This window comes from Sorangium sp. So ce128, from assembly GCF_051525245.1.
Classification (GTDB): domain Bacteria; phylum Myxococcota_A; class Polyangia; order Polyangiales; family Polyangiaceae; genus Sorangium; species Sorangium cellulosum_B.
The window spans coordinates 3,982,105-3,998,066 of the sequence record NZ_CP150313.1; the positions used below are offsets into that span (position 1 = coordinate 3,982,105).

General features: G+C 71.5%; 9 protein-coding genes. 4 read left to right on the top strand and 5 right to left on the bottom strand.

Features of this window, described 5'->3' with window-relative positions:
* Window positions 1-8 precede the first annotated feature (8 nt).
* Both WME82_RS15380 and WME82_RS15385 read left to right on the top strand, forming a co-directional pair.
* Window positions 9-3,143: an efflux RND transporter permease subunit gene (locus WME82_RS15380; RefSeq protein WP_438043449.1), complete on the top strand. Its 3,135-nt coding sequence runs from the start codon at window positions 9-11 to the stop codon at window positions 3,141-3,143.
* A 3-nt stretch (window positions 3,144-3,146) separates the two neighbouring features.
* Window positions 3,147-3,725, top strand: a complete 579-nt coding sequence (locus tag WME82_RS15385) for a TlpA family protein disulfide reductase (protein WP_438043450.1) — start codon at window positions 3,147-3,149, stop codon at window positions 3,723-3,725.
* 12 nt (window positions 3,726-3,737) lie between these two features.
* On the opposite strand, the gene WME82_RS15390 is transcribed toward WME82_RS15385, so the two are convergent.
* Window positions 3,738-5,291: a hypothetical protein gene (locus WME82_RS15390; protein WP_438043451.1), complete on the bottom strand. Its 1,554-nt coding sequence runs from the start codon at window positions 5,289-5,291 to the stop codon at window positions 3,738-3,740.
* Between the two features lie 178 nt (window positions 5,292-5,469).
* Window positions 5,470-6,612 carry a hypothetical protein gene (locus WME82_RS15395; RefSeq protein WP_438043452.1) on the bottom strand — a complete coding sequence of 381 codons (1,143 nt, stop codon included), beginning with the start codon at window positions 6,610-6,612 and terminating at the stop codon, window positions 5,470-5,472.
* A gap of 295 nt (window positions 6,613-6,907) precedes the next feature.
* Between WME82_RS15395 and WME82_RS15400 the strand changes: the two genes are divergently transcribed.
* The gene (locus tag WME82_RS15400; RefSeq protein ID WP_438043453.1) at window positions 6,908-8,806 is read left to right on the top strand and encodes a hypothetical protein; all 1,899 of its coding nucleotides are present in this window, start codon (window positions 6,908-6,910) and stop codon (window positions 8,804-8,806) included.
* A gap of 52 nt (window positions 8,807-8,858) precedes the next feature.
* On the opposite strand, the gene WME82_RS15405 is transcribed toward WME82_RS15400, so the two are convergent.
* A complete protein-coding gene (locus tag WME82_RS15405; RefSeq protein WP_438043454.1) occupies window positions 8,859-9,902 on the bottom strand; it encodes an MBL fold metallo-hydrolase in 1,044 nt (347 codons plus the stop codon).
* A gap of 997 nt (window positions 9,903-10,899) precedes the next feature.
* Here WME82_RS15405 and WME82_RS15410 point away from each other — a divergent pair.
* Entirely contained in the window at window positions 10,900-13,671 is a 2,772-nt protein-coding gene (locus WME82_RS15410; protein ID WP_438043455.1) for an RICIN domain-containing protein, read from the top strand.
* 164 nt (window positions 13,672-13,835) lie between these two features.
* On the opposite strand, the gene WME82_RS15415 is transcribed toward WME82_RS15410, so the two are convergent.
* Both WME82_RS15415 and WME82_RS15420 read right to left on the bottom strand, forming a co-directional pair.
* Window positions 13,836-15,215, bottom strand: coding sequence for a FecR domain-containing protein (locus WME82_RS15415; RefSeq protein WP_438043456.1), 1,380 nt, complete (start codon window positions 15,213-15,215; stop codon window positions 13,836-13,838).
* A complete protein-coding gene (locus WME82_RS15420) occupies window positions 15,208-15,849 on the bottom strand; it encodes an RNA polymerase sigma factor (protein ID WP_438043457.1) in 642 nt (213 codons plus the stop codon). The genes WME82_RS15415 and WME82_RS15420 overlap by 8 nt, the downstream gene beginning before the upstream one ends.
* Window positions 15,850-15,962 lie beyond the last annotated feature (113 nt).

Sequence of the window (15,962 nt, forward strand, 5' to 3'; positions counted from 1 at the left end):
CGCGCGCGATGCTGAACGCCGTCATCACCTGGTCGCTCCGCCACCGTTTCCTCGTGATCCTGGCCTCGATCGGCCTCTCCCTTGCGGGCGTCCTGGCGTTCCGTCAGCTGCCGATCGACGCCTTCCCGGACACGACGCCGGTGCAGGTGCAGATCAACACCGTCGCCCCGGCCCTCTCCCCCGTCGAGATCGAGCGCCAGATCACGGCCCCCGTCGAGCAGGCCATCTCGGGCCTGCCCAGGCTCGAGGAGGTCCGCTCGCTCTCCCGCTTCGGCCTCTCTCAGGTCACCGCCCGCTTCGAGGACGACACGGACATCTACCTGGCCCGCCAGGTCGTCATGGAGCGGCTCCAGACCGTGACGCTGCCGCCGGGGATCCATCGCCCGGAGCTCGGCCCGGTCGCCACCGGGCTCGGCGAGGTGTTCCACTACGTCGTCACGGGCAAGGGCAAGTCGCTGAGCGAGCTGCGGACGGTCCACGACTGGGTCATCGCGCCGCAGCTCCGCTCGGTGCGCGGCGTGGCCGAGGTGAACGCGTGGGGCGGCGATGAGCGGCAGATCCAGGTGCTCGTCGACCCGGCGGAGCTCACCGCGCGCGGGCTCTCGCTCCACGACCTCTCGGACGCCCTGGAGCGCAACAACGCCAACGTGGGCGGGGGCAACCTGGACCAGGCCGGCGAATCCAGCCTGATCCAGGGCATCGGCATCGCCACGCGCGTGAGCGACATCGAGGACATCGTGGTCGCCGCCAAGGGCGGGGCGCCCATCCGGGTGCGCGACGTCGCCCGGGTGGGCGAGGGGCGCGAGATCCGGCGGGGCGCGGTCACCGCCGACGGCAAGGGGGAGGTCGTGCTCGGCCTCGGCTTCATGCTGATGGGCGAGAACAGCCACGACGTCACGACGCGGCTCAAGGCGCGCCTTTCGGAGGTCGAGAAGAGCCTGCCGCCAGGGGTCGACGTCGCCGTCGTGTACGACCGCACCGAGCTCATCGACAAGGTGCTCGGCACCGTAAGAAAGAACCTGCTCGAGGGCACGCTCCTGGTCGTGGCGGTGCTCTTCGTCTTCCTCGGCAACCTCCGCGCCGGGCTCATCGTGGCCTCGGCCATCCCCCTGTCGATGCTCTTCGCGTTCGACCTCATGCTGCGCGCCGGCGTCGCCGGGAGCCTGATGAGCCTCGGCGCGATCGACTTCGGCCTCGTCGTCGACAGCTCGGTGATCATGGTCGAGAACTCGGTCCGGCGGCTCTCGGAGGACACGAGCGACCGGAGCACGACAGAGGTCGTGCGCGACGCCTCGATCGAGGTCCGCAAGCCGACGATGTTCGGCGAGCTCATCATCATGATCGTCTACCTGCCGATCCTCGCCCTCGAGGGGGCGGAGGGGAAGCTGTTCCGGCCGATGGCGCTCACCGTGATCTTCGCGCTCATCGGCTCGATGATCCTGTCGCTCACGCTCATGCCGGCGCTCGCGAGCCTGCTCCTGCCGCGCCGCATGAAGGAGCGCGAGAACGTGCTCGTGCGCCTCCTCAAGCGGGCCTACCGGCCCGCGCTGCAGCTCGCGCTGCGGTGGCGCTGGGCGGTGCTCGCCGGGGCCGCGCTGCTCCTCGGCAACGCGGCCTTCCTCGCGACGCGGCTCGGCGCCGAGTTCGTGCCGCGGCTCCGTGAGGGCACCCTCGTCGCCAACACCGTGCGGCTCTCGGGGGTCTCGGCGGGCGAGTCGATCCGCTACGGCACCCGGCTCGAGCGGGTCCTGCTGGAGAGGTTCCCGGACGAGATCGAGCGCGTCTGGACGCGCACGGGCACCGCGGAGGTGGCGACGGACCCGATGGGGCTCGAGCTGTCCGACATGTTCATCACGCTCAAGCCGCGGGAGGCGTGGAAGCGCGCCGCCACGCAGGACGAGCTCGTCCAGGCGATGGAGTCCGAGCTCGCGGGGATGCCGGGCATGCGCGTCATCTACACGCAGCCGATCGAGATGCGGGTCAACGAGATGGTCGCCGGGATCCGGGCCGATCTCGGGGTGAAGCTGTTCGGCGACGACTTCGACACGCTCAAGCAGAAGGCGCGCGAGATCGAGGCCGCCCTCAAGAAGATCCCCGGCGCCGCGGACGTCGTGACCGAGCAGGTGACGGGTCAGCCCGTGCTCGAGATCGAGGTCGACCGCGCCGCCATCGCCCGCCACGGCATCGCGGCCGCCGACGTCCTGGATGTCGTCGAGGCCCTCGGCGCGCGGGAAGTGGGGCAGCTCCAGGAGGGCGAGCGCCGCTTCCCCGTGGTGCTGCGCATCGACGATCGCTACCGGGAGGACCCTGCCTCCATCGGCCGCATCCTGGTCACCGCGGCCGGCGGGGAGCGCATCCCGCTCGCGCGGCTCGCGAAGATCCGCACGACCGAGGGGCCGGCCGCGATCAACCGCGAGTGGGCCAAGCGCCGGATCGTCGTGCAGGCGAACGTCCGGGGCCGCGACGTGGGCACCTTCGTCGAGGAGGCGAGGGCGGGGCTCGATCGGGAGGTCGAGCTCCCGCCCGGCTATTACGTCCGCTTCGGCGGGCAGTTCGAGCACCTCGAGCGGGCGCAGGCGCGCCTGCTCGTCGTCGTTCCCATCGCGCTCGGGCTGATCCTGCTGCTTCTCTACTTCACGTACGGGCGGGTCCTGGATGCGGTCCGCGTCTTCACGGGCGTCCCGTTCGCCGCGATCGGCGGCGTCGTCGCGCTCTGGCTTCGCGATCTGCCCTTCAGCATCTCCGCGGGCGTCGGGTTCGTGGCGCTGTCGGGCGTCGCGGTGCTCGGGGACATGGTGCTCGTCTCGACCATCCGGCAGCTCACCGCGGCCGGGATGCCCGTGCGGGACGCCATCGAGCGCGCGGCCGAGCGGCGCCTCCGCCCGGTCCTCATGACGGCGCTCGTCGCCTCCCTGGGCTTCGTGCCGATGGCGCTGAACACGGGCGTCGGCGCCGAGGTCCAGCGCCCGCTCGCGACCGTCGTGATCGGCGGCGTGATCTCGTCCACGCTGCTCACGCTGCTCGTCCTGCCGGCGCTCTACAGCGTGGTCGGCGGGAGGCTCCGCGCGGACGCCGCCGGCGAGGCGGGCGCCTCCGATCCTCCGCGGCGCGCCGGCCCGGCCCTCTCGCCTGCGGCGGAGTAGCCGGTGCGCGCGCGCTCCCGCCTCCGCACGATCGCCGTCACCGCGGGCGTCCTGATCCTCGCCCAGGCGCTCGCGGTGGGGCTCTACTGGGCCGTGGAGCGCCGCCGCGGCGCCGGGCGGCCAGGTCGCCCTTTCGCGGTCGAGCGGCTCCACGACGGCCAGCGCGTGCCCGACGCTGCTTTCGAGCAACCGGACGGGACCTCGCTTCGCGCCGCCGCCTTGCGCGGCCGGCCTGTGCTGCTCCATTTCTGGGCCACCTGGTGCGGCCCCTGCCGCGCCGAGCTCCCGCGCTTGCTGGAGCTCGGCCAGCAGCTGGAGAAGGCCGGGAGGCTCCAGGTCGTGGCCGTGAGCGTCGACGAGAACTGGGAAGTCGTGCGCGCCTTCTTCGGGGGCGAGGTCCCTCCCGGCGTCGTGCGGGCCGGATCCCCTGCGGTGCAGCAGCGGTTCGGGGTCTCGACGTTGCCCGACACCTTCCTGGTGGAGGCGGACGGCAGGATGTCCCTCCGCTTCACGGGCGCGAGGGACTGGCGAGCGCCCGAAGCGACAACGCTGCTGCTTGGACAGGAGCGGCCAGCGCCCTGATCGCGCTTCCCGCTACTCGGCGCCCCCGGCGGACACCGACGAGCCATCGAGGGAGCCGCCTGCGCCATTGGTGCCGCCTGCGCCATTGGTGCCGCCTGCGCCATTGGTGCCGCCTGCGCCACCCGAGGCATCCGTGCCGCCTGCGCCATTCATGCCGCCTGCGCCACCCGAGGCATCCGTGCCGCCTGCGCCATTCATGCCGCCTGCGCCACCCGAGGCATCCGTGCCGCCTGCGCCATTCGTGCCGCCTGCGCCACCCGAGGCATCCGTGCCGCCCGCGCCATTCGTGCCGCCTGCGCCGCCCGCGGCATCCGTGCCGCCGGTGCCATCCGTGCCGCCCGCGCCACTCGTGCTGCCTGCGCCACCGGAGGCATCCGTGCCGCCTGCGCCACCCGCGGCATCGGCGCCGCCCGTTGCATCGGCGCCACCGGTGCCATCCGCGCCGCCCGTTCCACCGGCGCCGCCACCACCACCCGCACCACCTGTCCCTGGGTCCTCCAGGGGGAAATTCTCGTCGAGGCACAAACGGCCTTCAGGCGTCACGGTGCAGACCTCGCCGTTCGCGCAGGCCCTCTGGCCCTTCGGGCACTTCGTCACTCCGAAGAGGCAGAATCCGTTGGTCTCCTCTCCGAGGAACACACACGAGGCGTGCGGCAGCAGGCAGTCGCTGTGGCTGTTGCACGCGGGCGCGCACAGACCGAGGTCACCAACCCCGGGATCTTCCGCCAGGGGATACACGCAGAGGCCGTTCTCCAGCCCTCCGCAGTCCTCGTTGGCGACGTCCCCGCCGATCCCGCACAGCTCGGCGCACACGCCGACGTCGGCGCCGATGTCGATGCACCACGCCGCGCAGGGATCCGTGCCGTCGGCTTCGAGCGCGCACGCGGCGCCTGCCGGCAGCCCTTGCGTAGGCTCGTCGACGCAAAAGTTCATGCGGGGATCGCACACCCGGCCGCCGCACTGGCTGTCCGATCCGCAGTTCGGCATGCACACGGACACATCGTCGATGTCCTCGCAGCGCAGCTCCTCGCGGCCGCGGCACTTCGTCGGATCGAGCTCGTCGACGATGGTCTCGAGCGGGGGCTCGCCCGAGGTGCAGCCGAGGAGACAGAGGCCGTCGAAGCACGCGCTGCCTTCGCCCTCACAATCGCTGTCTCCGGTGCACGTGGTCGTGCAGTACCCGCCCGCCGGGCCTCCGCCGAGGAACTCGTCGCCCGACTCCGTGAAGCAGAGGCCACGCCGGCCGCAGTCCGCGTCCTTCTCGCACCGGGCGCCGAGCCCCCGCCCTTCGCCGGAGCCTCCGTCACCGGAGCCGCCGTCGCCGGAGCCGCCGTCGCCGCCCCCGGCGCCGCTCTGCGCGCTGGAGCCGCCGTCGTTGCCGTCGGAGCCGCCGTCGCCAGAGCCACCGTCGCCGGAGCCGCCGTCGCCGGAGCCGCCATGGCCCGCAGCGCCCGCGCCGTTGCTGCCGGCGCCCGCGCCGTCGCTCGTCGATGTGCCTCCCGCGCCGTCGTCGGAATCGTCAGAGCAGCCGAGAAATCCCGTCGAAAAGGCGACCGTGGTGAGCAAAGCCGCCGCAATTCTTCGCACTCTCATCGCTGTCACCCGAACCAGGAGGCCGTGCCCCCATCGGGCGCGCCATCGACTGATTCACAGACGGTACCGGAATCGGCGCCTCTCCAACATCGGCAAACCGCCTTGTGCCGGCGTTCGCGGCCCCCCGCCGGCCCACCCGGGCGCGGCCCGCTCAGAGCCGCACGAGCAGCCCCAGAAACCCGGCGAACGTCGGTCTCCCCGCGGTGCCGAGCCGCTCGCCGCCGAGCGTCACGACGGCGCGGGGCTCGGCGAAGATCGCGTGTGCATCCACCAGGAGGGTTGCGCGGTCGGTCAGGCGCAGCCCGGCGCCCCCGCCCAGGGCCGCGGCGACCGACCAGACATCGCCCGTCGCGCTCCGCAGCGGCGGCAGGGGATCACCGCTGACGAACAGGTGAATTCCGCCCACGCCGGCCGAGAGCACAGGCGAGATCGCGCCGCCCGTGTCCAGCGCCCATACCGCCTCCAGAAAGGCCATCTCCTGACGGACGGACACCGTGCCGAGCTCGCCCTCGAGCGTAGGCCCCAGCGTCGGCCCGGCGAACGTCAGCCGCGCCGCGAGCCCCGCGGGCAGCGCGCCGCCGCGGCCGTCCGCGCCGACCCCGTACGACAGCCGCAGCGCGGGCCCCAGCGCCGGCCCGACGCCGTCTGCGCTCAGGAGCGCCACGAAGCCGGCCTCCACGCCCACGCCCGCGAGCATCCCGGCCCGCTCCGGCGCAGGGGGCATCCCGGCCCGCTGCCGGACCGGCGCCATCCACCGCCGCACGTCGTCGGGAACGGCGGCGCCGCCGTCCTCCGCGGCGCGCCCGTGCGGCTCCTGCAGGCTCGCCTCCAGCAGGCTCGCCTGCAGGAGCTCGACCGCGCGCACGGCCATCACCGACGGCGCCGCCGCGCCGGCCGCCTCCACGGCGCGCACCACCGTCTTCTGCGTCACCCGATCGACGATCCAGAGGTCGGCGGTCGCGCCCGTCCGCGAGCGGACGATCGTCGCGGCCGCGAACGCGTCTGCCTCCTTCGCGGCGCGCTCCAGCCCTGCGCGCAGATCGCCCTCGGGCGCTCGCATGACGCGCACCACCTCGAACCCCGCCGCGCCGAGCTCGGCCCGCAGCCGCGTCGCCGCCTCGAGCACGAGCGGGTCGTCCACGCCGGCCTCGACGATCACCACCCGTGACGCGGCCGCCTCGGCCTTCCGTGAGGGCGCGCCGGGCGGCGCCGCGTCGGCCCGCGCCGCGTCGGCCCGCGCCGCGGCGGGCGCCGACGCGAGGAGGAGCCAGAGCAGGAGAGTGAGGGAGCGCACGCGCCAGGGCTCTATCAGATCGCAGCCGGGGGTGGAGGCGCATCGCAGCGAACGGGGAGGGGGAGGGGAGGGGAGCGGGCGGGGAGGGGGCACGGGGCCCCGTGACGTACCCGAGGAGCCGAGCCACGGGATCCCGCAGCGTCCGTCCGGACGGGCCACGACCGGGAAGACCTCGCCGATGCGGCGCGCTCTCGCGGAGGAGCGTCGATGGGCATAAGCTCGACTGGGCCCCAACCTGTCGTCGAGTCGCCGCCGCAGGGGTCAGGGGCGACCGCGCCGATCGAGGGGAAACGCCATGGCAGATGGGAAGCTCGAGGATCTGCAGCAGCTGCCGTCGCGCCAACACAGCGGCTCGGATTCGAAGCGCGACGGCGGTCCGCTGGTGCTCGTGAGCCCGACGACCGGGGGGCGGCAGGGGCAGTCAGGCCATCAGGAGGCCTCGCCGGAGGCAGGGCAGCCTCCTTCCAGGCCAGAGCGGGCGCGGCGGCCGCCCTGCGGGCGAGGGGACGTACGGCAGGCGCCGCCCGCCGAGGAGATCGAGCTCGTCAACAAGACGGCTCGCCGGATCTGCATCCGGCGCGATGGCAGCGATCTCGTCGTGGCGCCTTTCGACGTGGTGCGCACGACGGAGACGGCGGCGCAGGGGCTGGATCTGAGCGTCTGGCTCGAGCGTGGTTATGTGGAGAAGCGCGCCCCGGTCCACGCCGAGGAGCCGAGCCTCGACGCCGCCGCACTCGCGGGGGTGCTGGTCCTCGGGGGGCTCACGTCGCTGTTCATGGTCACCCTGGACGGCTGGGCCCGCCTGGCCTTCGGCACGGTCGGCGTCGGGATGATCGCGTTCACCGTGTTCCCGTCGCTGGAGCGCTGGGCCCGGCATCGCCATCGCAGCACCGCGTTGATGCTGCGCGACCAGTTCTGGCGCGCGATCGGCATGCTGGCGGTGTGCCTGGTGGGGTTCGGCATCCCCGCCGCCACGGTCCTCTTGCAGGCCGAGACGCGCCTTCACGAGATCTTCACGTTATCGATGCGCAGCATGGCGCTGCTGCTCCTCTTTGCGCTGTTCATCGGCGCCGCGGCGACGTTGCCCGCGCTCCTGTTCTTTCTGTTCGCGGAGCAGCGCCGGAACGTGGTGAAGGAGCAGTTTCACCGCGACGTGCTGCGGCTCGACCCCGCGCTCCGCACGATCGACGAGGCGGAGCGGGCCTATTCTCCGCTGATGAAGGACGCGCTGGACACCCGGCGCGGTCCGCTGTTCTTCGTCCCGATCATCCTCAGCACGTTCCTCCTCTCCGTCGGCTGGGTGATCTCGGCGCTGCCGACGGTGGCGTCCGTGGCGGAGACGCTGGGGGACAAGCCGGTCGAGCTTCACTCCCTGTTCATCCCCAACCGGACCGCCTTCACGTTCGCGTTCCTCGGGACGTATTTCTTCGCGCTCAACATGGTATTCCGCCGCTATGTGCGGGCGGATCTCGGGCCCAAGGCGTACAGCCACATCTCCGTGCGCATCATCATCGCCACGATCCTGGCCTGGGTCATGAGCAAGACGTTCGAGGGCGCCTCGCCCTCGGGCGGCGCGGCGCCCATCGACAACGCGCCCTGGCAGCTGCTCGTGCTCGCCTTCTTCATTGGCATCGTCCCGGACACCGGGCTCGCCGTTCTCCATGACCTGCTCAAGACGCGCATGGTCACGTTCTTCGTCCCGACCCTGAAGGACCGCGACCCGCTGACCCATCTCGAGGGCATCACGCTCTACGACAAGGCGCGCCTGCTCGAGGAGGGCATCGAGAACATCGAGAACCTCGCGCACCACAACCTGATCGAGCTGATCCTGCGCACGCGCATCCCGGCCCCGCGCCTGGTCGACCTCGTGGATCAGGCGATCCTGTATCTCCACGCGCGAGACGAGGCCGAGCCGGCCCGGAACGCGCCGTCGAGCATCCTTTCGAGGCTGAAGGCGCATGGGATCCGCACGGCGACCGATCTCGAGCTCTGCATGGCGATGCAGGAGACGCGCGACGCCGTGATACGGCTGTCCTCCGAGTCGCGCATCCTGCTCCTGCTCAGCGCGCTGCGGGACGACGAGTGGATGCCGCAGCTCCGGAGCTGGCGCGAGTTCCGCAAGACCTACGAATACGCCTACACCGTCGAGCAGCTCACGCCGCTCTCGCCCGAGACGAGGCCCCGGGCGGCGTGACCGCGCGAGGCGCGGCGCGGCCTTCCCGCGGAACGGGGCTGGCCGCCGTCCGTCACCGCGGGCCCGCGACCGCCCGCCACCATGGGGTCGGCGCCCCGACGCGCTCGGGCTCGAACGCGGCGCCGATCCCGGGGGTCACGACGCGCGCGCCGCGCTCGGTGGCCAGGGAGAGCAGCGTCTCGGCCGGCTCGTCCCAGTCGTGGAGGGCGAGGTTGAAGGTGCCCCAGTGGACGGGCAGGAGCGTGCCGCCGCCGAGCATCTCGAACGCGGTCAGCGCGTTCTCGGGGCCGAGGTGGATGGTCCCCCACGCAGGGTGGTACGCGCCGACCTCGAGCATCACCAGGTCGAAGGGGCCGTGTTGCTTGCCGATGTCCTCGAACCCGGGGAACAGCCCGGTGTCGCCGGAGAAGAAGACCTTGCGCCGCTCCGCCTCGATGACCCATGAAGCCCAGAGCGTCGCGTTGCGGCTCGTCGGCCCGCGGCCCGAGAAGTGCTGAGAGGGCGTCGCGGTGAAGCGGACGCCGCCGATCTCCGCGCGCTCGTGCCAGTCGAGCTCGGTGATCCGGGCCGGGTCGACGCCGAGCGCCTCGAGGAGCGCGCCCACGCCGAGGGGCGTGACGATGGGGACGCGCGTGCGGGCCAGCGCCTCGATCGTCGGCGCGCAGAGGTGATCGAAGTGGTCGTGGGAGAGCAGGACCGCGTCGAGCGGCGGCAGCTCGTCGAGCGCGGCCGGGACCGGATGGAAGCGCAGCGGGCCGGCAAAGGAGACCGGCGAGGCGCGCTCGCCGAACACCGGATCGGTGAGGATCCGGCGGCCATCGAGCTCGAGGAGGACGGTGCTGTGGCCGAGCCAGGTGACCCGCAGTCCGGTGTCGCTCTGCCGGGTCCAGGTCTCGTGGGGCCGCACGACGGGCAGCGGCGCGGGCGGCTCCCGCCGGCCGCGGCGGAAGAAGAACTCGCCGAGCACGGGCAGCGTCGAGCCCTTGGTCATGGTGGGGCCGGCGCCCGACGGGTTCTCGAACTTGCCGTCCTTGAACTGGGCTGAAGCGCGCGCCCGCTCGAGCCGCAGCCCTTTGCGACGCCGTGAATCGTTCATGAGGGGACGACCTCCTGCCAGGCGCGGTGCCTGGCGAGACAGAACACGACCTTGAAGGCGACCATGCCGCGGCCTGGTCGCCGGAGGAGGCGTGGGCTCCTCCGGGTGGAGCGCGCGCTCGGCCAGGGTGGCTCGCTCACGCACCGGACGAGCTTTGTGATCGGCGCGCAGACCGTCAAGGCCTGAACTTGACAAATTGTTCTCAACTTGTCAATGTTGACCATCGCCTGACCCTTTCTCCTTGCCCCGGCCCGTTGGCGATCCGCCCCGTGCCCCGCCGGGTACCGCCTCGGGGGAGCGACCTGCCTGGATTTGTGCAGGAATCAACGCACGGCGAATCCCTGGTCATCCGATGATCCAGGGGTGCCGCGGCAACTCTCGTTCAGGCGAGACTCGACCCGTTCAGTGGCACGGGCGAAGAGGGCGAGAGAAGCCAAATGTCTCGGTCAATGTAGGACATTGCGGCACAGTTCATTGGCCATCGACTGTCGTGCTCGTGGCTTCGTAAATAGTCGTTCATAAATGCCGACAAACTGAACAAGATGGACAGATGCGCGGCAAAGTGAAGAGGATCGACGGCGGGAGACCGGCGCGGAGATGCGCAGAATTGTGCGTGTTTGCGCGGATTTATTGACGATCGCGCGAACGATCATGAGTTCGATCATGTGAACGCTCACGTGAATGACCATGTGAACGAACACGTAAAAGACCACGCAAACGAGCGTGCAAATGACGCGGTGGGACGCATGATTGGCTTGACTCGCAACACGATACGAGACAAGAGTAATCCTCTTAGCGGTGCCTGACCGCCTGTCGAACGAGTCCTCCAGCTCCGCACCTCGTGATCGAGATCCCCTGGGGGGCGATGACCGATGACCACCGCGGCCGTCCCTCCGGAGCCTCCATCGCGCATTGCGTGTCGAGAGCCCCTGACCAGCGCAAGGGCAGCGTCGAGCTGTAGATAGACCGTACTTCTTACTTGACAGAGGAGAACAACATGAGATTCGCATCAAGGAGCGCCTTGCTTGCCTCCGCGACGAGCCTTCTCGCCGTCTCATGCATCGCTGGTCTGGACGACACCGGCAGCGAGCAAGGCGACGCGCTCGAGGAGAGCCTCACGATCGACCCGAACGCGGCCTACACGCTCGTCGGCGTGCAGAGCAACAAGTGCGTCGAGATCCGCGGGGGCAGCACGGCGAGCTCGGCGGCTGCGCAGATCGCCACGTGCAACGGCTCCACGCGACAGCAGTTCCGGGCGGAGTCCGCGGGGAGTGGATACTTCCGGCTGCGGAACGTGAACAGCGGCCTCTGCCTCGGGATCAACGGTGGATCGACGGCGAACGGTGCCACCGTCGTCCAATCCAGCTGCGGCAACGCCACGAGCCAGCAATTTTCGTTCGTGGACGTCGGCAACAACGCCCAGCGGATCATGGCCCGAAACAGCAACAAGGCGCTCGACGTCATCGGGCGGTCGACGGCGGAAGGCGCCGGCCTCCAGCAGTACAGCTGGGCGAACGGCGACAACCAGAAGTTCACGTTCAAGGTCGTGGGGGGCAGCTCAAGCAGCGCGAGCAGCAGCTCAAGCAGCTCAAGCAGCTCAAGCAGCGCGAGCAGCAGCTCAAGCAGCGCGAGCACCGGCGTCGGTGGTTCGGGCGGGTCCGGCGGCGCTGGCGGCTCGACCAGCTCCAGCAGCGCGACCAGCTCAAGCAGCGCGAGCACCGGCGTCGGTGGTTCGGGCGGTGCTGGCGGCTCCGGCGGTGCTGGCGGCTCGGGCGGCGGCGACGCGGATACGGGGGTCAACCCGGCGTCGGGCTGCACGCTCGGCTACAGCCAGATCCCGGACGGGAAGGGCGGCAAGAACGTCGAGGCCGTCTGCCTTCCGAAGGAGATGAACTTCAACATGGCCGCGTCGCTGGAGGCCTTCAAGACGACGGTCTACCCGCTCTTGACCGCCAACTGCTCTGGCTGCCACAGCTCGACGGGCAAGGCCCAGGCGCCCATGCACTCCGACGTCGATCCGGCGCTGGCCCACGAGTACGCGCTCACGCGCGTCAACTTCAAGAAGCCGGCGGACTCCAAGCTCGTGGTCCGGATGGGCATCGACCGGCACAACTGCTTCGGAACGAGCTGCAGAGACGCGAACACGCAGATGCTCAACGCCGTCACGGCGTGGGCGAACGCCGTCGCGCCGACCCTGCCGGCCACCCCGCGCCCCGTCGCGGCCGGCGAGAAGGTCACCGAGGACCAGGTGAAGGCGTGGATCGCGACGGACAAGGCCACCGTCGCCGCGGCGGACGCGGAGTTCATCAAGTACGCCTCGCTGCACGAGCTCCACAACGCGGGCGTCAGCGCAGAGGAGCTCAACGTGGCCCGCGTGGGGCTGTCGAAGGCCCTGAACTCGACCGCGCGCTGGGCCCCCACGATCGTCAACCCGGTGGACATCAACGGCAAGGGCATGGTCTACCGCTTCGATACCCGCAACTACTGGGGCTACAACAAGGGGGTCACGAAGCTCCACTTCGGCGGATCGGACGACGACGTCTTCTTCGGGAGGACCTCGGTCAACTACCTGGGTGAGCCCGTCGGCTCCGACGTCACGTTCAGGGAGCGGTACAGATACACCTCGACGGTCCAGGTGGATCCGAGCTTCGCCAGGCTCGTCTGGGGGCGCGTCCTCGCCGGCAACGTGGAGGGCGCCACGGACAGCCAGGTGCTGCCGCCCAACGTCAACGGCTTCAAGACGGATTACATCGAGGCGAGCCAGCTCGTCTACACGCTGACACGCCCGGACGTCTACAACGCCATCATGGCGATCCCCTGGTACGCGCAGGATCTCGAGGCCGAGCTCGGCGTCATCAAGGACGCGGGGATCAAGTCGTACGAGTACATGCTCACGAAGCAGGCCATCACCGTCGATTCCCGCATGTACTACAGGGCCAGGACGAAGAGCGGCGGGTTCTACTGGAAGACGTGGGACGTCTTCTCCGGGCAGCTCGACGGCGTGACCACCATCGAGCAGGCGTACGAGACGGGCCAGATCCGGTTCCCCTTCTGGGCGCACCCGATCCCCAAGTTCATCAGCGGGGCCGGCGGCTCGGCGAGCAACTACAGCTTCATCGCGACGCTGGCTCAGCCGAACGGCACGGAGCCGGCGGGGTGCGACGGGGCGCCGAGCTACGCCGGCGGCAGCTACATCAACTGCCGCTACTACACGGGGACCGACGGCCTCCAGCAGTCGGCGGAGGAGGTGATCTGGGATCTGCCGAACGGCCTTCAGGGGTACTCCCTCTGGGGCGGCATCAACCAGCGCCGCGTCGACGCGTTCGTCAACATCGTGCGCGATCCGCGCCTCCAGAAGACCGCCTCGGACGCGCAGATCAACAGCACGCTGGGCTTCGCCGCCCAGGACCGCCGCCTGAACACCGGCAGCTCCTGCATCGGTTGCCATGCCGACGGCATGAACCGAGGCAACAACGATCTGCGCGACTGGCTGGACGCCGGCGGCTCGCGCCTCCCGAAGGGCGAGCACGGGGTCGACGGGTGGATCAACGACGCGGCGACGGTGGCTCAGGTCAAGGAGCTGTATCCCCCGTCGACCGTCATGCGGCCGCGCATGGAGGACGATCGCAAGGTCTTCCTGACGGCGATGGCGAAGATGAAGCGGGGCATGATCCTCGGCGCGGACAAGAACGTGTACGTGGAGCCGACGATCTGGACCATCGAGTGGGCGCAGAACTTCTACAAGTACCCGCTGAGCCGCTCGAATTGACACCTCCTCGCCAGAGCGCACTCCTGGTCTCCGAATCTTGGCGTCTTGTGGCGTCCTGACGGATCCATCGTTCCGGCAGGGTGGGGTAAGCCCCCCACCACCCGAACGTTCTCCCGCTCGGATCAAACGATGGATGCCAGAACGGGTGAGTCACCCGCCGGGCGTCACGGCGTGAGGAGATCGCGCGCCACGGGCTCATGCGCGCCGCGCGGGTGGCGCTTCAGGTAGAGCTCCGCGATGGGGCGCGCCGCCGCCCGGCCGGCCGTGCGCTCGACCGCCACCATCTTGCGGCCGAGCGCCTCGGCCGCGAACGGGCCGCCCGGCGACTCGGCGAGGTACGTGTCGTACCAGGCGACGGCCGCCTCGGGCGAGCCGCCGTCGTGGATCAGGCGGCCGAGCAGGAAGGCCGCCGCCTTGCCCTGGCTCGTCCCCGGGAACCGCTTGCGCGTCGCCGAGAGCGCGCGCTGCGCCACGTCGCCGCGCCGCGCGTACCGCGCCGCGTCCCCTAGGGCGACAAGGTCGTCCAGCGAGCCCCGCTCGAGCACCCCCGCGAGGCCGCGCTGCTCCGCCTCGGCCAGGACCGCCCGGAAATCCCCCGCCGCCACGCGCTGGGCCCAGCTCGGCGCCGCCGCCGCCGCCGCGCCGGCCGGCGCCGCCGGCCCCGCACCGTCCGTCGGAGGACTCGCGGGCGCCCCCTCTGCCCGCGAGCCCTCCGGCCGTACGGCCCCGGCGTCGCCGCCCCCGGCGCCGCCAGGTCCGATGGTCTTCTCCTCCCGGGGCTGCGCCGCCGTGCCCGCGGGCGGCAGCGCCTTCGGCGCCGGGTCCGCCGCGCTCGCGGCGTCGCCGCTCGAGATCTGCACGTCGCCCTCGCGCATCCGCGCCACGAGCCGCTGCCCGGCGCGGAGCGGCAGCCCGTCGGGCGCGAGCGGCCCGCGCACGGTCACGCTCCCCTCGTGCAGATCGACGCGCAGCGTGCCGTCGCCGCGGCTCCAGGACACGTCGAACGCCGTGCCGGTGACCAGCACCGCGAACGGCCCCGCCTCGACGGACCAGCGCGCCTTCGGCCGCCGCGTGACGCGCAGCGACGCGCGGCCGTCCTCGAGCAGCATGCGCGCCCCGGCCGCGTCGACGTCGACCACGCGCATCGCGCTGCCCGGCGAGAGCGCGACGGAGGTGCCGTCCGTGAAGCGGAGCCGCGCCTCTCCGCCGGCCGTCGCGGCGATGTACCGGCCCGCGGCGGAAGGCGCGCCCTCGACGGCGTAGTCGAGCGGCCGCGCCGGCCAGAGCGTGACGAGCGCGAGCGCGAGCGCCGCCGCGCCGGCGAGCGCGAAGCTCCACCGCGGCCGCCCGGAGAGCGCGCTCCACAGCGGCGAGGCGCGCAGCCACGAGCCCACGCGGCCCAGGGCTCCCGCGCGGCCCGCGCCGCGGCTCACCGCCTCCACGAAGCGGGCGCGCTCGGCGGCGTCGTGCGCCGCGTCGACGTCCGCGGGGACGCCGCTCCGCACGAGGTCCGCGAGCCGGCTCAGCTTCTCCGCTTCATTCATCGCGATCTCCTCCGTCGGCGGGGAGGGTCCCGGGCCGATCGAGGTCCTGCGGGGCCTTGGTGAGGTAGGCCGAGAGCGCGGGATCGCGCTCCGCGGCGGTGAGGATCCGGTGGGACGCGCGCGCGAGGTGGCGCTTCGTCGTGGCCAGGGAGCAGCCGAGCGCGGCGGCGATCTCGGTGAGCTCGAGCCCCTCGATGAACCGCAGCACGAAGAGCGCCCGGGACCTGTCGTCGACCTGGTCGAGGATGCGGTAGAGCCGCGTGAGCGCCGCGCGCCCCTGCGGATCCTGCTGCGCGCACCCCATGTCCGGGAGCTCGCCCGAGGGCGACAGCTGGAGCCAGCGCCGCACGCGCCTGCGCCGCAGCTCGGCGCGCGCGACGCGCACCGCGATGCCGACGATGAAGCTCGAGAGCAGCGAAGGGTCCCTGAGGTCCTTCGCCACGCGGAAGAAGCGCAGGAACGTGTCCTGCACATGATCGTCGACCTCGTCGCCCGGCCCGAGGGTGCGCGTCAGGATCCGGCGCACGAGCGGCGCGAACCGCTGCCAGAGGATGGGCGCGGCGCCCGGGTGCCCCTGCGCGGCGGCGCGCGCGAGCGCCTCGTCGTCGGTCGCCGCCAGCGGTAGCGCCTGCACGCCTCGCCTTTGCGTGAAGGGCGCGACCGCTGTCAAGGGCGGGACGGTCGACCGGCGGGGTTGGACCACGCCCAGCAGTGTTCCCCGGGAGGCCTCCGCGGCTCAAGATTCGG

Bases quoted from the DNA above. Each gene is read 5' to 3' on its own strand.
- WME82_RS15415 (WP_438043456.1), bottom strand. From the start codon at position 15,215: ATGAATGAAGCGGAGAAGCTGAGCCGGCTCGCGGACCTCGTGCGGAGC.
- WME82_RS15380 (WP_438043449.1), top strand. From the start codon at position 9: ATGCTGAACGCCGTCATCACCTGGTCGCTCCGCCACCGTTTCCTCGTG.
- WME82_RS15405 (WP_438043454.1), bottom strand. From the start codon at position 9,902: ATGAACGATTCACGGCGTCGCAAAGGGCTGCGGCTCGAGCGGGCGCGC.
- WME82_RS15410 (WP_438043455.1), top strand. From the start codon at position 10,900: ATGAGATTCGCATCAAGGAGCGCCTTGCTTGCCTCCGCGACGAGCCTT.
- WME82_RS15400 (WP_438043453.1), top strand. From the start codon at position 6,908: ATGGCAGATGGGAAGCTCGAGGATCTGCAGCAGCTGCCGTCGCGCCAA.